Genomic DNA, 14,373 nt, shown 5'->3' on the forward strand with positions numbered 1-14,373 from the left:
GCGGGCTCCGGCTCGGTGGGTGTGGCGGTTTGCGTTTTACGCAAGGATATTTGAAAAATTCATCGATTGTGGGAAACCCCGCGGCACCCGTATGCTTTCTCACAAACCACAGGAGACGCCGCCAGCCATGTCGCCCGAACCACTCCCCACCGATCCCATCGTCGAACTCGACGCCGTCGCGCTGTCGCGCGCCATCCATGCGCGCGAGCTCTCATGCGTGGAAGTGCTCGATGCCTTCCTCGGCCAGATCGACCGCCACAATCCGCGCGTCAACGCCATCGTCGCCCCGATGGACCGCGACACGCTGCGCAAGCAGGCCGCCGGGCTTGACGCCGAACTCGCGCGCGGCGCCAGCCGCGGCCCGCTGCACGGCTTTCCGCAAGCGCCCAAGGACATCAGCCCGGCCGCGGGCATGGTCACCACCAAGGGCTCGCCGATCTTCGCCGGCCAGGTCAGCCAGGCCGACGCCGCGGTGTTCGAGCGCATGCGCGCCGGTGGCGCGCTCTTTGTCGGGCGCACTAATTCGCCGGAGTTCGGCCTCGGAGGCCATACCTACAACCCGGTCTACGGCACCACGCGCAATGCCTTCGACCCGGCGCGCTCGGCCGGCGGCAGCAGCGGCGGCGCGGGCGTGGCCGTGGCGCTGCGCATGCTGCCGGTGGCCGACGGCTCGGACATGATGGGCTCGCTGCGCACGCCGGCCGCATTCAACCATGTGTATGGCCTGCGCACTTCGTTCGGCTGCGTGCCGCACGGGCCGGCCGACGAGGTCTTCTTCCAACAGTTCAGCGTGGCCGGCCCGATGGCGCGCAACGTGCCGGACCTGGCACTGCTGCTGTCGGTGCAGGCCGGCTTCGACGCGCGGCTGCCGCTGACGCGCCGCGCCGAGGCGCCGGGCACGTTCGTGCTGCCGCCCGAGCGCGACTGGACCGGCGTTCGCATCGGCTGGCTTGGCGACCTTGGCGGCCGCCTGCCGACCGAACCCGGACTGCTCGACACCTGCGAGCAGGCGCTCACGCACCTGCGCACGCTCGGCTGCAGCATCGATGCCGCACTGCCGGCGTTCGACCTGGAGCGCCTGTGGCGGGCGTGGATCGACCTGCGCAGCTTCTCGGTGGCGGGCGCCAATGCCGCGCTCTACCACGACCCGGCCACGCGCATGCTGCTCAAGCCCGAGGCGGTATGGGAGATCGAGCACGGGCTCGCCCTGTCCGGCAACCGCGTCTATGAAGCGATGTGCGAGCGCAGCGCGTGGTACCAGGCGCTGCGCGCCTTGTTCGAGCGCTTCGACTACCTCGTGCTGCCGGCCGCCCAGGTGTTTCCGTTCGATGCGAACTGGGACTGGCCGCATGCGGTCGACGGCCGCGACATGGACACCTATCACCGCTGGATGCAGGCGGTGGTGCCGGCGACGATGGCGGGGCTGCCGGCGCTGGCCGCGCCCGCGGGCTTCGGCCCGCAGGGCCTGCCCGCGGGCCTGCAGATCATCGGCCCGGCGCAGGCCGACGCCGCGGTGCTCCAGCTTGGCCATGCCTATGACCAGGTCGGCGGCTTCTCGCGCGTGCGCAGCCCCTGGCTGGGCTGAGCGCCCACGCCACCGGGCGGCCATCCATGGCGGCCGCCCCTCGTGGCCATCGCTTGCTTCGAATTCCCCCAACTGCCGGCAGGAGTAGTTCCGATGACCGCAACGCCCCCGAAGCTCTTACTCGCATGCGCCAGCCTGATGGCGCTGGCCGCGGCCCCGGCCGCGGCACAGACCTGGCCCGACCGTCCGCTGCGGCTGGTGGTGCCGTTCGCCGCCGGCGGCGCCACCGATGTGCTGGGCCGCCTGCTGGCGGTCGGCCTCGGCGAAAAGCTGGGCCAGTCCGTGGTGGTCGAGAACAAGCCGGGCGCCAGCACGGTGATCGGCGCGACCCAGGTGGCCAAGGCCGCGCCCGACGGCTACACGCTGCTGCTCGGCGCCAGCACCACGCTGACGCTGAACCCGGCGATCCGCCCCAACCTGGCCTACGACCCCATCAAGAGCTTTACGCCGCTGGGGCTGGTCGCCGACATGAGCCTGGTGCTGGTGGCCAATCCGGACACCGCCATCCACTCGCTCAAGGACCTGGTGACGCAGGCCAAGGCCAGTCCCGACAAGTTCTCCTACGGCTCCTTCGGCACCGGTTCGTCGGTGCATTTTGGCGGCGAGATGCTCAAGTCGGCCACCGGCATCCGCATGGTCCACGTGCCCTTCAACGGCAGCGCGCCCAGCCTGACGGCACTGGCCGGCGGCCAGGTGCAGGTGGCCGTCGATACCATCGTGGCCACCCAGCCGCTGATCAAGGGCGGCAGGATCCGGCCGGTTGCAGTGCTGTCGCCGCAGCGCCTGCCCGCGCTGCCGCAGGTGCCCACGGTGGCCGAGAGCGGCTATCCGGGCTTCCAGATGGGCACGTGGTTCGCGCTGCTGGCACCCGCCGGCCTGCCGGCGCCAGTGCAGCAGAAGCTGGAGAAGGCGCTGGCCGAGGTCGCCAACGCACCGGCGACCAGGGCCCGCATGGTCGAACTCGGGCTGACGCCGGCGTGGGGCAATGGCGCGGCGGTCAGGGCGCGGGTCGAGAAGGAACTGCCGGAGATGCGGGCGGTGGCGGCGCGGGCGGATATCCGCGGCGAGTGAGCCAGCGGGGGAGCGCAATGGCGGCGGCTGGCCGCACTCCCCCGGCCCTACGCCACCATATGCGCGGCGAAACCCGCCTGGCCCGCCGCGATCTCCTCGCGCAAGGTCAGTTGCGGGATGTGATAGTCCCCCGCGTTCTGCGGCCTGAAGGGAATCGGCGCCGTCGTCCCGAGTGTGTCCAGCCGCTGGCCGAGCTCGTCGCGGATGGCGGCAAAGCGCGCGTCATCCACCCTGCTGGTCCGGTACACCACGTACGGCGGCAGCACCTCGAAGCCGGGGTAGTACAGGATGCCGTGATGGATCGGGAACAGGATGTCGTCGATCGGGCCGTTGATGCCGCGCGGGCTGTAGTGCGACTCCCAGCCGCCGGTGGTGACGACCAGCATGGCGCGCTTGCCGGCGAGCATGCCTTCGCCATAGCGGTCGCCCCAGCGTTCGTCGGAGTGCTCGCCCACACCGTAGGCGAAGCCGTAGGCATAGACGCGCTCGACCCAGCCCTTCAGGATCGCCGGCATCGAGAACCACCACAGCGGGAACTGCAGGATCACCGCATCGGCCCAGCGCAGCTTGTCCTGCTCACGAGCGATATCGTCGCTCTGCAGGCCGTTCTCGAAGGCGTGCTTGGAATCCAGCGAAGGATGAAATGGCGCGGTCCCGGGCCGCGCCTTGCTGTCGGCCGCGTCAAGCTGGGCTTTCCATTGCATCGCGTAGAGGTCGGAGACCTGCACGGTGTGGCCGGCATCGCGCAGGCGCTGCACGGCGAAGTCGCGGATGGCGCCGTTCAGCGAGGTGGGTTCCGGATGGGCGTAGACGAGAAGTACGTTCATGATGGCTGCTTCCAGGGATTGCGAAAGTGAGGCCAGCATAGGGCGCGCTCCGGTATATTGGAAATGAATATCCAATATCACAGCTATTGCCATGACTAATCTCAGGCGCCTGGACCTGAACCTGCTGGTCACGCTGGACGTGCTGCTGTCCGAGCAGAATGTGACCCGCGCCGCGCAGCGGTTGAACTACTCGCAACCCTCGGTCAGCGTCCACCTTGCCCGGCTGCGCGACTACTTCGGCGACCCGTTGCTGCTGCCAGGCCCGCGTGGCATGCGCCCCACGGCCCGGGCCGAGGCGCTGCGCGAACCGCTGCGCGAGGCGCTGGCCGCGCTCGAGCAGACCGTGTCGCCTGACACGCCCTTCGACCCCGCCGCCGCCATGCAGACCTGGCGCGTCGCCGCGACCGACTATGGGGAATCGACCATCGTGCTGCCCGCGCTGCAGGCGCTGCGCGCCGCCGCGCCGGGTGCGCGGCTGGCCGTGGTGGAAATGGTCCCCTCGCGCATTGCCAGGCAGGCAGAGCAGGCCGGGCTCGATCTCGCCTTCCACACCAGTGATGGCGCACCGCCGGCGATGCACCGGCGCGCGCTCTTTACCGAGCGTTATGTGCTGGTGGGCCGCGCCGGCCATCCACGGCTCAGGCGCCGGCCTACGCTGGCGCAGTTCTGCGCGCTGGACCATGTGATCGTTTCGCCGGACGGTGGCGGCTTTTACGGGGTCACTGACGAGGCGCTGGCCAGCGTCGGCATGCAACGGCGCGTGGTGTTGTCCGTGCCGCACTTTCTATTCGTCACGTCCGCAGTGGCCAGCACCGACCTGGTGGCGATGCTGCCGGCCCGGCTGGTGCGCGGTGCGCCGGCGCTGCAGGTGGTGGAACCGCCGGTGGAGGTGCCTGGCTATGAGATGTCGATGCTGTGGCACGAGCGCGTGCATCGCGACCCGGCACACCAGTGGTTGCGCGAGCTGATCGCTGCGTCGGTTTGAGCCACCGCGTATCCGTCGTGTTTTTGCATACAAAACTAGAATACAATCAGGACTTTCAACGCTGCGGCAGGCACCTGCGCACTGCCGCTTCCAGTTTTGGAGGAGACCCATGACGTTCAGTGAAACCGGCCTGACTTCCCGCCATGTAGCAGCACTCGCGCCGATCGAGGACTACCTGCAAGGTCATATCACCGGCAAGGCGGAGTACATGTACAAGGCCTTTGCCCCCGACGCCCGCATCGTCTCGTTCCGCGACGGCGCACTGCACTCGCTGTCCGTCGAGGAATTCGTCTCGGCGCGCTGCCCCGGCCACCCCGCGCCGGACGAAGCGCAGCGCACGCGCTTCATCACGCAGTTCGACGTGGTGGGTAATGCCGGCGTCGCCAAGGTCGTGCTGGACTATCCGGAGGTCGTCTTCACCGACTACATGACGCTGCTGCAGATCGACGGCGCCTGGAAGATCGTCAACAAGACCTTCAGCGCGGCGCCGCGCGGGCAAGGCAAGTAAGCATCGGGGCCGGCCGGCGGACCCAAGCCGGCTCACCCCGGCAGGACGGCCGTCGCTTCGATCTCGAACAGCATATTGTCCAGCGCCAGCCGCGGCACCGGGATCAGCGTGCAGGCGGGCACCGGCTTGCCGGCCCACATCTCGCGCAGTGCGGCACCGAAGGTGCGCAGGCGGTCGTGCGAGTGATCGACCACCAGCACCGTGAGCTTGGCCACATCGCCCACATCGGCACCCGCGGCCTGCAGCGCGATGCGCAGGTTCTGCATGGCGCGCGCAACCTGGCGCGGGAAGTCCGGCGCCAGGCCGCCGGCGGCATCCTCGCCGCCCTGCCCGGCCACATACACGATGCGGGCAGGCCCGCGCACCACGGCCACGTGCGAATAGCCATTGGGCCGCGGGTCATACAAGTCGGCAGGATTGAGAAAGCTCAGCGAATCATTGGGGCGGGCATGCGGCGACATGGTCATCAACTCTGTATCGAGGAATGGCGAACAATGGAGCCGTAGTATCAAACCTCAACTTAGCTTGAGGTCAAGCAGAGCCATGGTGGTAGCATGGGCATTCCTCCAGCCCAACTTCTGGCCCGACTTCTGCTCCCTAGCCATGCCACCCGCGAACAAGCCCGCCACACCGCGCCGGCGCCGCCCGGCGCCCTCAGAAGAACTGCTCTCCGTCGGCGAAGTCGCCGCGCGCACCGGCATCGCGGTGTCCACCCTGCATTTCTATGAATCGCGCGGCCTGATCGCCAGCACCCGCAGCGGCGGCAACCAGCGCCGCTATGCGCGCGCCGTGCTGCGCCGCCTGGCCGTGATCCGCGTGGCGCAGCGCATGGGCCTGCCACTGACGGTGATCGCCGCGGCCATGCAGAAGCTGCCCGATGGACGCGCGCCCACCGTGGCCGACTGGCGCCGGCTGTCCGCCAGCTGGCGCGACGACCTCGATGAACGCATCCGCACGCTGACGCAGCTGCGCGACCAGCTCGACGGCTGCATCGGCTGCGGTTGCCTGTCGCTCAAGGCGTGCCCGCTGCGCAATCCGCAGGACACGCTGGCGGGCGAAGGCCCGGGGCCGCATTTCCCGGGCGCGGCGCCGTGATAGCCGCAGTGGCGCTTATTTGAAAGTCTGCAGGTAGGCCAGCAGATCTTCGATCTGCTTGTCGTTGCCGATGCCCCAGAAGCGCATCTTGGTGCCGGGCACGACCTTGCCCGGCGAACGGATAAAGGCGTCCAGCGTGTCGCGCGACCAGACCAGCTTCGATGCGCGCATGGCGTCCGAGTACTGGAAGTCGCTGGTGCCGCCCGCCTGGCGGCCGAAGATGCCATTCAGGTGCGGGCCAAACGCGGCACGCGCGTTGCGGCCGACGTAGTGGCACGAGGCGCAGCGCGCGGCGAACAGGGCTTTGCCTGCCTGGATGTCCGGCTCGGCCCGGGCGGGGGCTACGGTGAGGCCGGTCAGGGCAAGGGCGAGAAATACGGTACGGCGCATGAGGCGAGAGCTGCAGGTAAGGCTTTGGCGCGGGACTGAATGATACAGGGCATGGCCCCGACGAGCGGCGGCGACCACGGCGCAGCGCAGCTTACACCCCGTCACATTTGCAACAATTCGCGCGGCCTATATTACGAGCCCGCCCTCTACAGTGAGCCCATGTCCAACGCCCCCTGGGAGGCAACCATGAAACGAATCGTCGCCATGGCAGTAGTCGGTGGTGCAATGCTTGCGGCCAGCGCCGGCGCCTATGCCGGTGTGAATATCGACATCGGCATCGGCGTGCCGGGCGTGGTGGTGGCCGAGCCAGCGCCGGTCTATCACCCCGCCCCGGTCTATCGGGCGGCTCCGGTCTATGCACCGGCACCGGTGTACGCACCGGCGCCGGTGGCCTATGCGCCGCGCCCAGTGGTGGTGGCGCCCGTCCCGGTGGGCTATGACCGCTACGACGGCCGCGACTATCATCGCGCCTATCATCGGGAATACCGCCGCGAATGGCGCGAGCGCGAATGGGCCCGCCACCACGGCTATGACGGCCCGGGCCGCCGCTGGGACTGACGGGACCGGGCATGCCTGGCTTGCCTTCCTGCACGGATTCGCGAGTCAGGCTAACCTGTCGGCACTGTCACAACGTGCCGGGGGCTGCGACGCAGCAGCCCCCCCAGGAAAAGCCAATGACCCAACCCCTGAGAATCGACTTCGTCTCCGACATCGCCTGCCCCTGGTGTGCCGTCGGCCTGTCCTCGCTGCGGCAGGCGCTCCAGCGCCTGGGCGATGCCGTGGACGCCGAGATCGTCCTGCATCCCTTTGAACTGAACCCGGACATGCGGCCCGAAGGCGAGGCCATCGTCGACTACATCGGCAGGAAATACGGACGCACGCCGGCACAGATCGCTGAGTCCCAGGCCATGATCCGCGAGCGCGGCGCCGGCGTGGGCTTTACCTTCGGCGAACGTACGCGTGTCTACAACACCTTCGATGCGCATCGGCTGCTGCATTGGGCAGGCATCGTAGGCAAGCAGCTGCCGCTCAAGCTGGCGCTGCTGCGCGCCTACCATACGGATGGCAAGGATCCGAGCAATCGCGACGTGCTGGTCGAGGCCGCGCAATCAGTTGGCCTTGATGCGGCGCAGGCACGCACGGTGCTGGAGAGCGGCGCCTATGCCGACGAGGTTCGTGCCGAGGAACGCGAGTACCAGGGCATGGGCATCCAGTCGGTGCCGTCGATCATCTTCAACAACCGCTACCTGGTGACTGGCGGGCAGCCGGTGGAGGCTTTAGAGCAGGCGATCCGGCAGATCGTGGCCGAGGCGCAGCAGCCTGTGCAGGGCTGAGCAGGCCTGGCCACAATCGGCATAGGGGGCAGCCATCCGGGCTGCGCCCCTGCCACATACATGGACGCCCCCGTTTTGTCAGGCCTTCATTGGCGATGGGGTCGATGATTGAGATTGCGGCCATACATCCGGACTGTTGAGAAGGCGACTATGGCGCCTTTGTCCCTGATGGAATCTGCTGATCGGGCTCTAATCACCACCTCGCGCTCGAAGCGCCTGTGACAGGGCAGAGTATTCCGATCCCGGTCCAACCTATCTTGCCATCACGTCGTGAGTGCCCGAGCAACCTCCTGGGGGGAACGTTCTTTTACTAGACCGATCGGATTACGCGACCTCCTCTAACAGGCCGCTGAAATACCTCCGGCAGACGTCAGCGCGGCGACTGGCTGAAGCGTTGATCTGAGGACTCCATCCAACCCAACATTTCATGCGCGGCGCTGACACCTTCACCGAGAGTTTGTTCACCATGCGGCGGCTGGATGAATTCGTGCCGAAGGCCCATCCGCTGCGCTCGATCCGCACCATGGCCAATCAGGCGCTGGCAAAGATGGACCGGTTGTTCGCGCAGATGTATGAGGCCGATATCAACGGCGGTCGGCCCAGCATCGCGCCGGAGAAGTTGCTGCGGGCCATGCTGCTGCAGGTGCTTCACAGCATTCGTTCGGAGCGTCAGCTCATGGAGCAGACGCAGTACAACCTGCTGTTTCGCTGGTTCATTGGCTTGGCCATGGATGATGTGGTCTGGGTGCCCACCGTGTTCAGCAAGAACCGCGAACGGCTTATCAAGCACGATGCGGTGATCGAGTTCTTCAACGAGGTGCTGGCCATCGCGCAGAAGAAGAACTGGCTGTCGGGCGAGCACTTCAGCGTCGACGGCACGCTGATTCAGGCGTGGGCAGGCCACAAGAGCTTCGTGCGCAAGGACGGCGACGACGAGGACGACAGCGGCGGCGCCAACTTCAAGGGCCGCAAGCGCAGCAACGAGACGCATGCGTCCAAGACCGATCCCGATGCCAAGCTGTACCGCAAGGGCAAAACCGCCAGTGAGCTGCGCTACATGGGCCATACCCTGAGCGACAACCGACACGGACTGGTGGTGAGCGCCATGGTGACTAATGCGGACGGACACGCCGAGCGCGAAGCCGCGAAGGTCATGCTCAACGATGCCAGGCAGGTAACTGAAGACCTAAATGTGGAAGTCACCGTTGGTGCGGACAAAGGCTACGATGCGCAGGAATTCATTCAAGCCTGCCTGGAAATGAAGGTAACGCCCCACGTGGCACAGAACACCTCGGGGCGGCGCTCGGCCGTTCCTGATGCCATTGCTTGCAGCGCCGGTTATGCCGTCTCGCAGCAGAAGCGCAAGCTGATCGAACAAGGCTTTGGCTGGGCCAAGACTGTGGGGCGCATGCGCCAGGTAATGGTGCGCGGACTAAAGAAGGTTGACCAGATGTTTGTGCTGAGCATGGCCGCCTATAACCTCGTGCGCATGCGCTCGCTGGGACAAATCCGTCCGCAGTGGCAGTAATCGCATTAATGAGGCCGGCAATGGGCGCCAAATCGCCGAAAACGTCGATGCAGTGACGCCCAGCTCCCGGATTGTGAAAAAAGCGAACCCATCAGCGCCTCTTTGGGGAAGCTCTGGCTCTTGCGCGATGAGTACTTCAGCAGCCTGCTAAGACGATGCGTAATCCGATCGGAACGTACGGTCTTGTGTGAGCAGTGCCCAGGCGATTCGCGCATTCCTGTTGGCCACCGCCACCACGGCGATGTTCTTGTGGCGTCTTACCAACAGCCGACGGAGCCAGCCAGAGAACGCGTCGTTTTTGTTTGTGGCGTAACGAACGACGGCTCGTGCTCCGTGGACCATTAGCGTGCGCAAGTACGTGTCACCGCGCTTGGTAATGCCGAGCAGCAGCGGCTTACCTCCGCTCGAATGCTGCCTCGGCACCAAGCCTAGCCACGCAGCCAATTGCCGAGCGTTGCTGAAGCACTTGCCATCCCCGATCGAAGCAACAAGTGCACTGGCCGTGATCGGGCCGATCCCGGGAATCTCTGCCAGCCTCCGGCTGGCGTCATTGGCGCGATGCCAAGCTTTGATCTGGGTCTCGAGCTCTTCTACCTGTCGATCGAGTTCCTTTAGATGATCGATCAAGCGCTGGACCAACAAGCGGAACGAGCCCGGCAGTTCGTTGCTGGCATCTTCGATGAGCGCCGGCACGTGCTGGGCGATGTTTGTGATCCCCCGCGGGATTACGAGACCGAATTCCCCGAGCAGCCCGCGGATCTGGTTGGCCTGCGCAGTACGAGCGCGGACGAACCCTTGACGGGCACGATGTAGTGCAAGAACCGCCTGTTGGTCGATGTTTTTGACGGGCACAAATCGCATGTTCGGCCGTGCCACCGCCTCACAAATAGCCTCCGCATCGGCAACGTCGTTCTTGTTCGTCTTCACATAGGGCTTGACGAATTGAGGTGCCATGAGCCGTACCGTATGTCCGAACCCCTGCAGCTTGCGTGCCCAGAAGTGGGCGCTGGCGCAGGCTTCCATGCCGATCACGCAGGGCGGAAGTTTTGCAAAGAATGTGGGCATCTGGTGACGTCTTAGTTGCTTCGTCAATACTGGCTTGCCATGCTCGTTCACACCGTGGACCTGGTCGGGTAGCAGCGACGCATTACTGCGCCGCCGCCCCCTCAGAACCGGACGTGCAGGTCGCCCCGCATCCGGCTCAAGCCATTCCTTCAGCGCCACTGGGTGGCACCGGACAGCCCGGCGGAACGTTTCGCGGTTCGACGGCGGGCAAGGTAGATGTCCCATGCCGGATCAAACGGATTAGCCAGTCCCCGGATTTTGATGTGGCGCTGGATGGCGGCCGTCGCTGCGCGGAAGAGTTGCAGGCCGCAGGTGTCATCCTCGGTCGAACCCTTCGTTGCAAAATCCCAGGACCGATGTCCGTCACACCGGAAGTAACGTTTCCTGACCCACCGGGCTCCTTTCGTGGGGTGCCTACGTCTTGCCCACTTCCAGAGCAGGTGCCAGATGTGCGAGTCGATCGTTGAGAAGGTCGCTTTTGCCACGACGTGGCGATGATACATAGTCCAACCCCGAATGATCGGGTTCAGCCTACGGATCAACGCCTCTTGGGTGACACTCGCGTTGCCCTTGATGACTTCCCTGACCTTGTCGAGCAGCGATTTGATACTTTTCTTCGCTGGCTTGATCAGCAGTTTGCCGCCGTACTTGCGCACGTTTTGGCCAAGGAAATCGAAACCCTCCGCTATGTTGGTGATCCTGGTCTTCTCTTCCGAGAGTTCCAGACCTCGGGCGGCCATAAACTGCCTGACCGCGGGAAGCACCCGGGATTCCAGCACATCTCTCGACACGCCAGTCACCACAAAGTCATCGGCATAACGGACGACGTTGAGCTGAGCCTTGCTGCGAGCAAGTTTGGATGTTCCCACACTTGCATGGACTGCCGCTTCAAGCCCATCCAGCGCCATATTCGCGATTACGGGCGAGATAACTCCCCCTTGGGGTGTACCCGCCCGCGACTCGAACAGAGTTCCCTCATCGATATATCCGGCCTGAAGCCACTTTCGCAGAACCCCCTTATCCATCGGTACGTTCTCCAGGAACCAGGAATGACTGAAGTTGTCGAAACAGCCTCGAATGTCACCCTCCAGAACCCATTCTGGCGAGGCACGCTTAGCCAGAACGTTGAAGCACTGCTCGATGGCATCGGCGGTCGAGCGTCCGGACCGAAAGCCGTAGGAATTGGCATCCGCCAGAGTCTCCGCGACGGGTTCCAGAGCGAGCTTCCATAAAGCCTGCATCGCCCGGCACCGCATACAAGGAATTCCTAACGGACGCTTCTTGCCGTTACTCTTGGGAATGTAAACCCGCCGCAGCGGCATCGCCCGATAGCCGCGATGACGTAGCGACACCATTCCGTTCCATCTGGCCGCCGGGGACGACCATATCCTGCCATCCACCCCCGGCGTCCTCTTACCGCGATTTTCCGTCACACGCTTCACGGCCAACATCTTGCCGCTATGCGAGCGGGTCAGCAGACGTTGCAAGGCTTTCACCTTGCTCCATCGGCCTTCCCGGACCACCTTGGCGATACGCACCTGAAGCCGTTTCACCTCTGCCTCAATGTGCGGCCAGTTCGCCTGATCCCACATCTGTGCAGCGTGCGAGGACGCACCAGCTCCCGACACTTTCGCATCGTACGCCGTCATCTGCTTTCCCTCGTATAACGGTTGGTCAAAGTTCTCTCGCCATGAATGACCCTGCGGAAGTCTGCCCACTTTCGTGTCGGGCAATGTTGCAGCCCGTATCCCGGCCATTACAGCCGGGCGTTCGCTTTCTCCGCATTCCTTTACCCACCGTGCCAACAGCGTTCCTTACGGTTCGCCTGCCGTCACCGGCAGCATGATGGGCTTACCCTGTTCCGCATGAATCTCCGAGCGGGGCGGACCCTTCCTCTTCGCCGGCGGCTGGTTGTCCATGGTGGTCCAGTCTTCGAAGACCACTCCTCACCGCATACCGTTTTGGTTCAAGCCTGTCAGCACGTTTGGCTTGTCAAAGATCACGACGTTTATCAGAAGTTCACATATGTTGGTCGTACCCACTCATCCCTTGCTCCTCTCCGCCTTCGTGCTGGCAGATTCCGCTTCGCCTCGCGGCTGGGCGTACCGGTTATCCGGCGGCTACGTTGTCCCCAGAGCTTCACACCGAGCTGTTACCGGCTCCGCATGTCTGGGTAGGGAACGGTTGATGGAACAACCGGTTTCGTCAGGCCATACGTTCTCCTGTGAAACAGAAATTCAGGCGACTTGCAGGTCGCACGAAGATGTTCTTGGCCAAGTCAATGCCGACTGTAGTAACGTTCATGATGACGCCTCCTTCGATGAAGGTTGAGCTTCGAAGCACTTACCACTTTGGCACATCGATGCCGTTTCGGACGGGGGCGTCCATACCATTACCACCCGGCATGCGGGTCCGCACCGGGCGGTTCGAGAGGTTGAGGTTAAGCAAGGCGAGGCATCCCCAGTAGGTCGAAGAAGGCGATAGTCAGCACGCGGTTTAGCTCGCCATCGCTATTGCGCCACCAGCGGCGGCTGTTGGCCGCCACCCGCTGGGCTGTCGCATGCGCGGCCCCCAGCGCCCGCAATTCCCGGTAGATCGTAGTGCCGTGGCGCCAATGCTTGATTTGGATCGCTCGCAACCGGTGACGCATCCACTCGTCCAGCTTTCGCCAGACCTGGGGTGTTTGCGCCAGCCGGAAGTAGGCCGTCCAACCCTGTACATATGGCTTCAGCCGCTCCACGACCGCCCGTAGACTCCGGCCGCCTGAGCGACCGGTCAGTTCGCGGATGCGTTGCTTGAACGTCAGCAGCGGCTTGACTGCCACTTTGCGCTTGACCACACCACCTGCGGCCACCCAGAAGCTGTAGCCGAGGAACTTGCGGCCAAACACGCTCGCCACCGCGCTCTTTGCCTCGTTGACCTTCAGACGCAGTCTGCCGTACAGCCGCCGCAACAGGGCCATCACCCGCTCGCCCGCCCGCTGACTGCGCACATACACGTTCGCGTCATCGGCGTAACGCACGAAGCAATGGCCTCGGCACTCCAACTCCTTGTCCACCTCATCGAGCAGCACATTAGCCAGCAACGGCGACAGAACCCCGGCAACAACATGGCAAACTCGCGGGTAAGATGTGGCCTTCGCATATCAAGGGAGTGCCTGGCGCCATGGTCCAGAGAATGTCTTGCCGTTGATGCGGTTCTCGTGCTTGAGGCCGTTGCTCCCACTGACTGGGAGTCGCATCGATGACACGGGGACGACGCAAGCACTGGCGAGTGCGTCTCGCTTTTGAGCCGAACCGATATTCCGGCGAACAATTGCAGAAGGCCTACGAACGGCTCAGTCCAGTGGACGCGCGCAGCACTGCGCGGCCATCGGATGCCGAGCCCGAAGTGGCGGCACAACGGGCTATGAAGCGAGGGAAGCGATGAGCAACGCTGCCATGGTCGCGCTTTACGCGCGCGTGTCGTCTGAGCAACAAAGCAAACGCGGAACGTGATACCGAGCTCGCGCTCGCCTCCTCCGACCGGCTTCGGGATCGTTACCCGCCGTACCGGACTGGGCCGGTACGTCCCCTTGAGCAGTTGCTCGCGAATCACCGGCCACGTCGTCACCAGATGGCGAGCGGTCTGATCAATATCCAGACCATCCACGCCAGCGGCACCCTTGTTGCGTCTGACCCGCCTGAACGCCTGCTTCAGGTTCTCTCGCGTCAGCGCCGCTGCCAGCAGCGCCGACCCTGTGTTCTCCGGTTCGCGTCGCGGGCCGCAGGCTTCGTCGCAAACGAGTTCCCGGGCGGCTTCACCGTCCGTTTCCCTCGCTCGCCCCGCTCGCGCGGGCTTCTGACGCAATGCCTGTTGCATCGACACGGCTTCGAACACTCCCTCTCGTTCGGTCCTTCGTCGGCGGTCTTGAGCCTTCCCGGCGCTACCCCCGACTACTATGACGTCTGCTGAGACCCCGCTCCGGCTCGACGCCGTCGCCCTT

The 14,373-nt window shown here is 64.8% G+C and carries 13 protein-coding genes and 2 pseudogenes; 8 read left to right on the forward strand and 7 right to left on the reverse strand.

Annotation, left to right across the window (positions count from 1 at the left end; genetic code table 11):
• Positions 1-127: 127 nt before the first annotated feature.
• Both K307_RS17595 and K307_RS17600 read left to right on the forward strand, forming a co-directional pair.
• Positions 128-1,585 carry an amidase gene (locus K307_RS17595; RefSeq protein WP_042880007.1) on the forward strand — a complete coding sequence of 486 codons (1,458 nt, stop codon included), beginning with the start codon at positions 128-130 and terminating at the stop codon, positions 1,583-1,585.
• A gap of 93 nt (positions 1,586-1,678) precedes the next feature.
• Positions 1,679-2,656: a Bug family tripartite tricarboxylate transporter substrate binding protein gene (locus tag K307_RS17600; protein ID WP_042880009.1), complete on the forward strand. Its 978-nt coding sequence runs from the start codon at positions 1,679-1,681 to the stop codon at positions 2,654-2,656.
• A 47-nt stretch (positions 2,657-2,703) separates the two neighbouring features.
• On the opposite strand, the gene K307_RS17605 is transcribed toward K307_RS17600, so the two are convergent.
• Complete coding sequence (locus K307_RS17605; protein ID WP_042882211.1) at positions 2,704-3,483, reverse strand: NAD(P)H-dependent oxidoreductase; 780 nt, start codon at positions 3,481-3,483, stop codon at positions 2,704-2,706.
• A gap of 91 nt (positions 3,484-3,574) precedes the next feature.
• Between K307_RS17605 and K307_RS17610 the strand changes: the two genes are divergently transcribed.
• Positions 3,575-4,468: a LysR family transcriptional regulator gene (locus tag K307_RS17610; RefSeq protein ID WP_042880011.1), complete on the forward strand. Its 894-nt coding sequence runs from the start codon at positions 3,575-3,577 to the stop codon at positions 4,466-4,468.
• A gap of 109 nt (positions 4,469-4,577) precedes the next feature.
• Positions 4,578-4,976, forward strand: a complete 399-nt coding sequence (locus tag K307_RS17615; protein WP_042880012.1) for a nuclear transport factor 2 family protein — start codon at positions 4,578-4,580, stop codon at positions 4,974-4,976.
• 32 nt (positions 4,977-5,008) lie between these two features.
• On the opposite strand, the gene K307_RS17620 is transcribed toward K307_RS17615, so the two are convergent.
• Positions 5,009-5,443: a RidA family protein gene (locus tag K307_RS17620; protein WP_042880013.1), complete on the reverse strand. Its 435-nt coding sequence runs from the start codon at positions 5,441-5,443 to the stop codon at positions 5,009-5,011.
• A 136-nt stretch (positions 5,444-5,579) separates the two neighbouring features.
• Between K307_RS17620 and soxR the strand changes: the two genes are divergently transcribed.
• Positions 5,580-6,071 carry a redox-sensitive transcriptional activator SoxR gene (gene soxR / locus K307_RS17625; protein WP_042882212.1) on the forward strand — a complete coding sequence of 164 codons (492 nt, stop codon included), beginning with the start codon at positions 5,580-5,582 and terminating at the stop codon, positions 6,069-6,071.
• A gap of 15 nt (positions 6,072-6,086) precedes the next feature.
• Here the strand turns inward: soxR and K307_RS17630 are convergent, their stop codons facing one another.
• Positions 6,087-6,461 (reverse strand): c-type cytochrome, encoded by a 375-nt coding sequence (locus K307_RS17630; protein WP_042880016.1) that lies wholly within the window; start codon positions 6,459-6,461, stop codon positions 6,087-6,089.
• Positions 6,462-6,647: 186 nt separating this feature from the next.
• Between K307_RS17630 and K307_RS17635 the strand changes: the two genes are divergently transcribed.
• The 3 genes from K307_RS17635 (at position 6,648) to K307_RS17645 (ending at position 9,323) form a co-directional block, all read left to right on the forward strand.
• Complete coding sequence (locus K307_RS17635) at positions 6,648-7,019, forward strand: hypothetical protein (RefSeq protein WP_042880018.1); 372 nt, start codon at positions 6,648-6,650, stop codon at positions 7,017-7,019.
• A 116-nt stretch (positions 7,020-7,135) separates the two neighbouring features.
• Entirely contained in the window at positions 7,136-7,795 is a 660-nt protein-coding gene (locus K307_RS17640) for a DsbA family oxidoreductase (protein ID WP_042880020.1), read from the forward strand.
• Positions 7,796-8,222: 427 nt separating this feature from the next.
• Positions 8,223-9,323, forward strand: a complete 1,101-nt coding sequence (locus tag K307_RS17645; RefSeq protein ID WP_042876485.1) for an IS5 family transposase — start codon at positions 8,223-8,225, stop codon at positions 9,321-9,323.
• A gap of 147 nt (positions 9,324-9,470) precedes the next feature.
• On the opposite strand, the gene K307_RS17650 is transcribed toward K307_RS17645, so the two are convergent.
• The 4 genes and pseudogenes from K307_RS17650 to K307_RS49535 form a co-directional block, all read right to left on the reverse strand.
• Positions 9,471-10,493: an IS110 family transposase gene (locus tag K307_RS17650; protein WP_051975070.1), complete on the reverse strand. Its 1,023-nt coding sequence runs from the start codon at positions 10,491-10,493 to the stop codon at positions 9,471-9,473.
• Positions 10,494-10,537: 44 nt separating this feature from the next.
• Positions 10,538-12,037 carry a group II intron reverse transcriptase/maturase gene (ltrA, locus tag K307_RS17655; RefSeq protein ID WP_042876565.1) on the reverse strand — a complete coding sequence of 500 codons (1,500 nt, stop codon included), beginning with the start codon at positions 12,035-12,037 and terminating at the stop codon, positions 10,538-10,540.
• Positions 12,038-12,828: 791 nt separating this feature from the next.
• A pseudogene (locus K307_RS17660) lies at positions 12,829-13,488 on the reverse strand (group II intron maturase-specific domain-containing protein); the annotation flags it as partial.
• A 391-nt stretch (positions 13,489-13,879) separates the two neighbouring features.
• A pseudogene (locus K307_RS49535) lies at positions 13,880-14,255 on the reverse strand (group II intron reverse transcriptase/maturase); the annotation flags it as partial.
• Between the last annotated feature and the right edge of the window lie 118 nt (positions 14,256-14,373).

Source organism: Cupriavidus necator A5-1 (assembly GCF_000744095.1).
Classification (GTDB): Bacteria; Pseudomonadota; Gammaproteobacteria; order Burkholderiales; family Burkholderiaceae; genus Cupriavidus; species Cupriavidus necator_A.

Coding starts and splice junctions, on each gene's coding strand:
- ltrA (WP_042876565.1), bottom strand. CDS start 12,037: ATGACGGCGTACGATGCGAAAGTGTCGGGAGCTGGTGCGTCCTCGCAC.
- K307_RS17595 (WP_042880007.1), top strand. CDS start 128: ATGTCGCCCGAACCACTCCCCACCGATCCCATCGTCGAACTCGACGCC.
- K307_RS17610 (WP_042880011.1), top strand. CDS start 3,575: ATGACTAATCTCAGGCGCCTGGACCTGAACCTGCTGGTCACGCTGGAC.
- K307_RS17615 (WP_042880012.1), top strand. CDS start 4,578: ATGACGTTCAGTGAAACCGGCCTGACTTCCCGCCATGTAGCAGCACTC.
- K307_RS17605 (WP_042882211.1), bottom strand. CDS start 3,483: ATGAACGTACTTCTCGTCTACGCCCATCCGGAACCCACCTCGCTGAAC.
- K307_RS17635 (WP_042880018.1), top strand. CDS start 6,648: ATGAAACGAATCGTCGCCATGGCAGTAGTCGGTGGTGCAATGCTTGCG.
- K307_RS17640 (WP_042880020.1), top strand. CDS start 7,136: ATGACCCAACCCCTGAGAATCGACTTCGTCTCCGACATCGCCTGCCCC.
- K307_RS17620 (WP_042880013.1), bottom strand. CDS start 5,443: ATGACCATGTCGCCGCATGCCCGCCCCAATGATTCGCTGAGCTTTCTC.
- K307_RS17630 (WP_042880016.1), bottom strand. CDS start 6,461: ATGCGCCGTACCGTATTTCTCGCCCTTGCCCTGACCGGCCTCACCGTA.
- K307_RS17600 (WP_042880009.1), top strand. CDS start 1,679: ATGACCGCAACGCCCCCGAAGCTCTTACTCGCATGCGCCAGCCTGATG.
- soxR (WP_042882212.1), top strand. CDS start 5,580: ATGCCACCCGCGAACAAGCCCGCCACACCGCGCCGGCGCCGCCCGGCG.
- K307_RS17645 (WP_042876485.1), top strand. CDS start 8,223: ATGCGCGGCGCTGACACCTTCACCGAGAGTTTGTTCACCATGCGGCGG.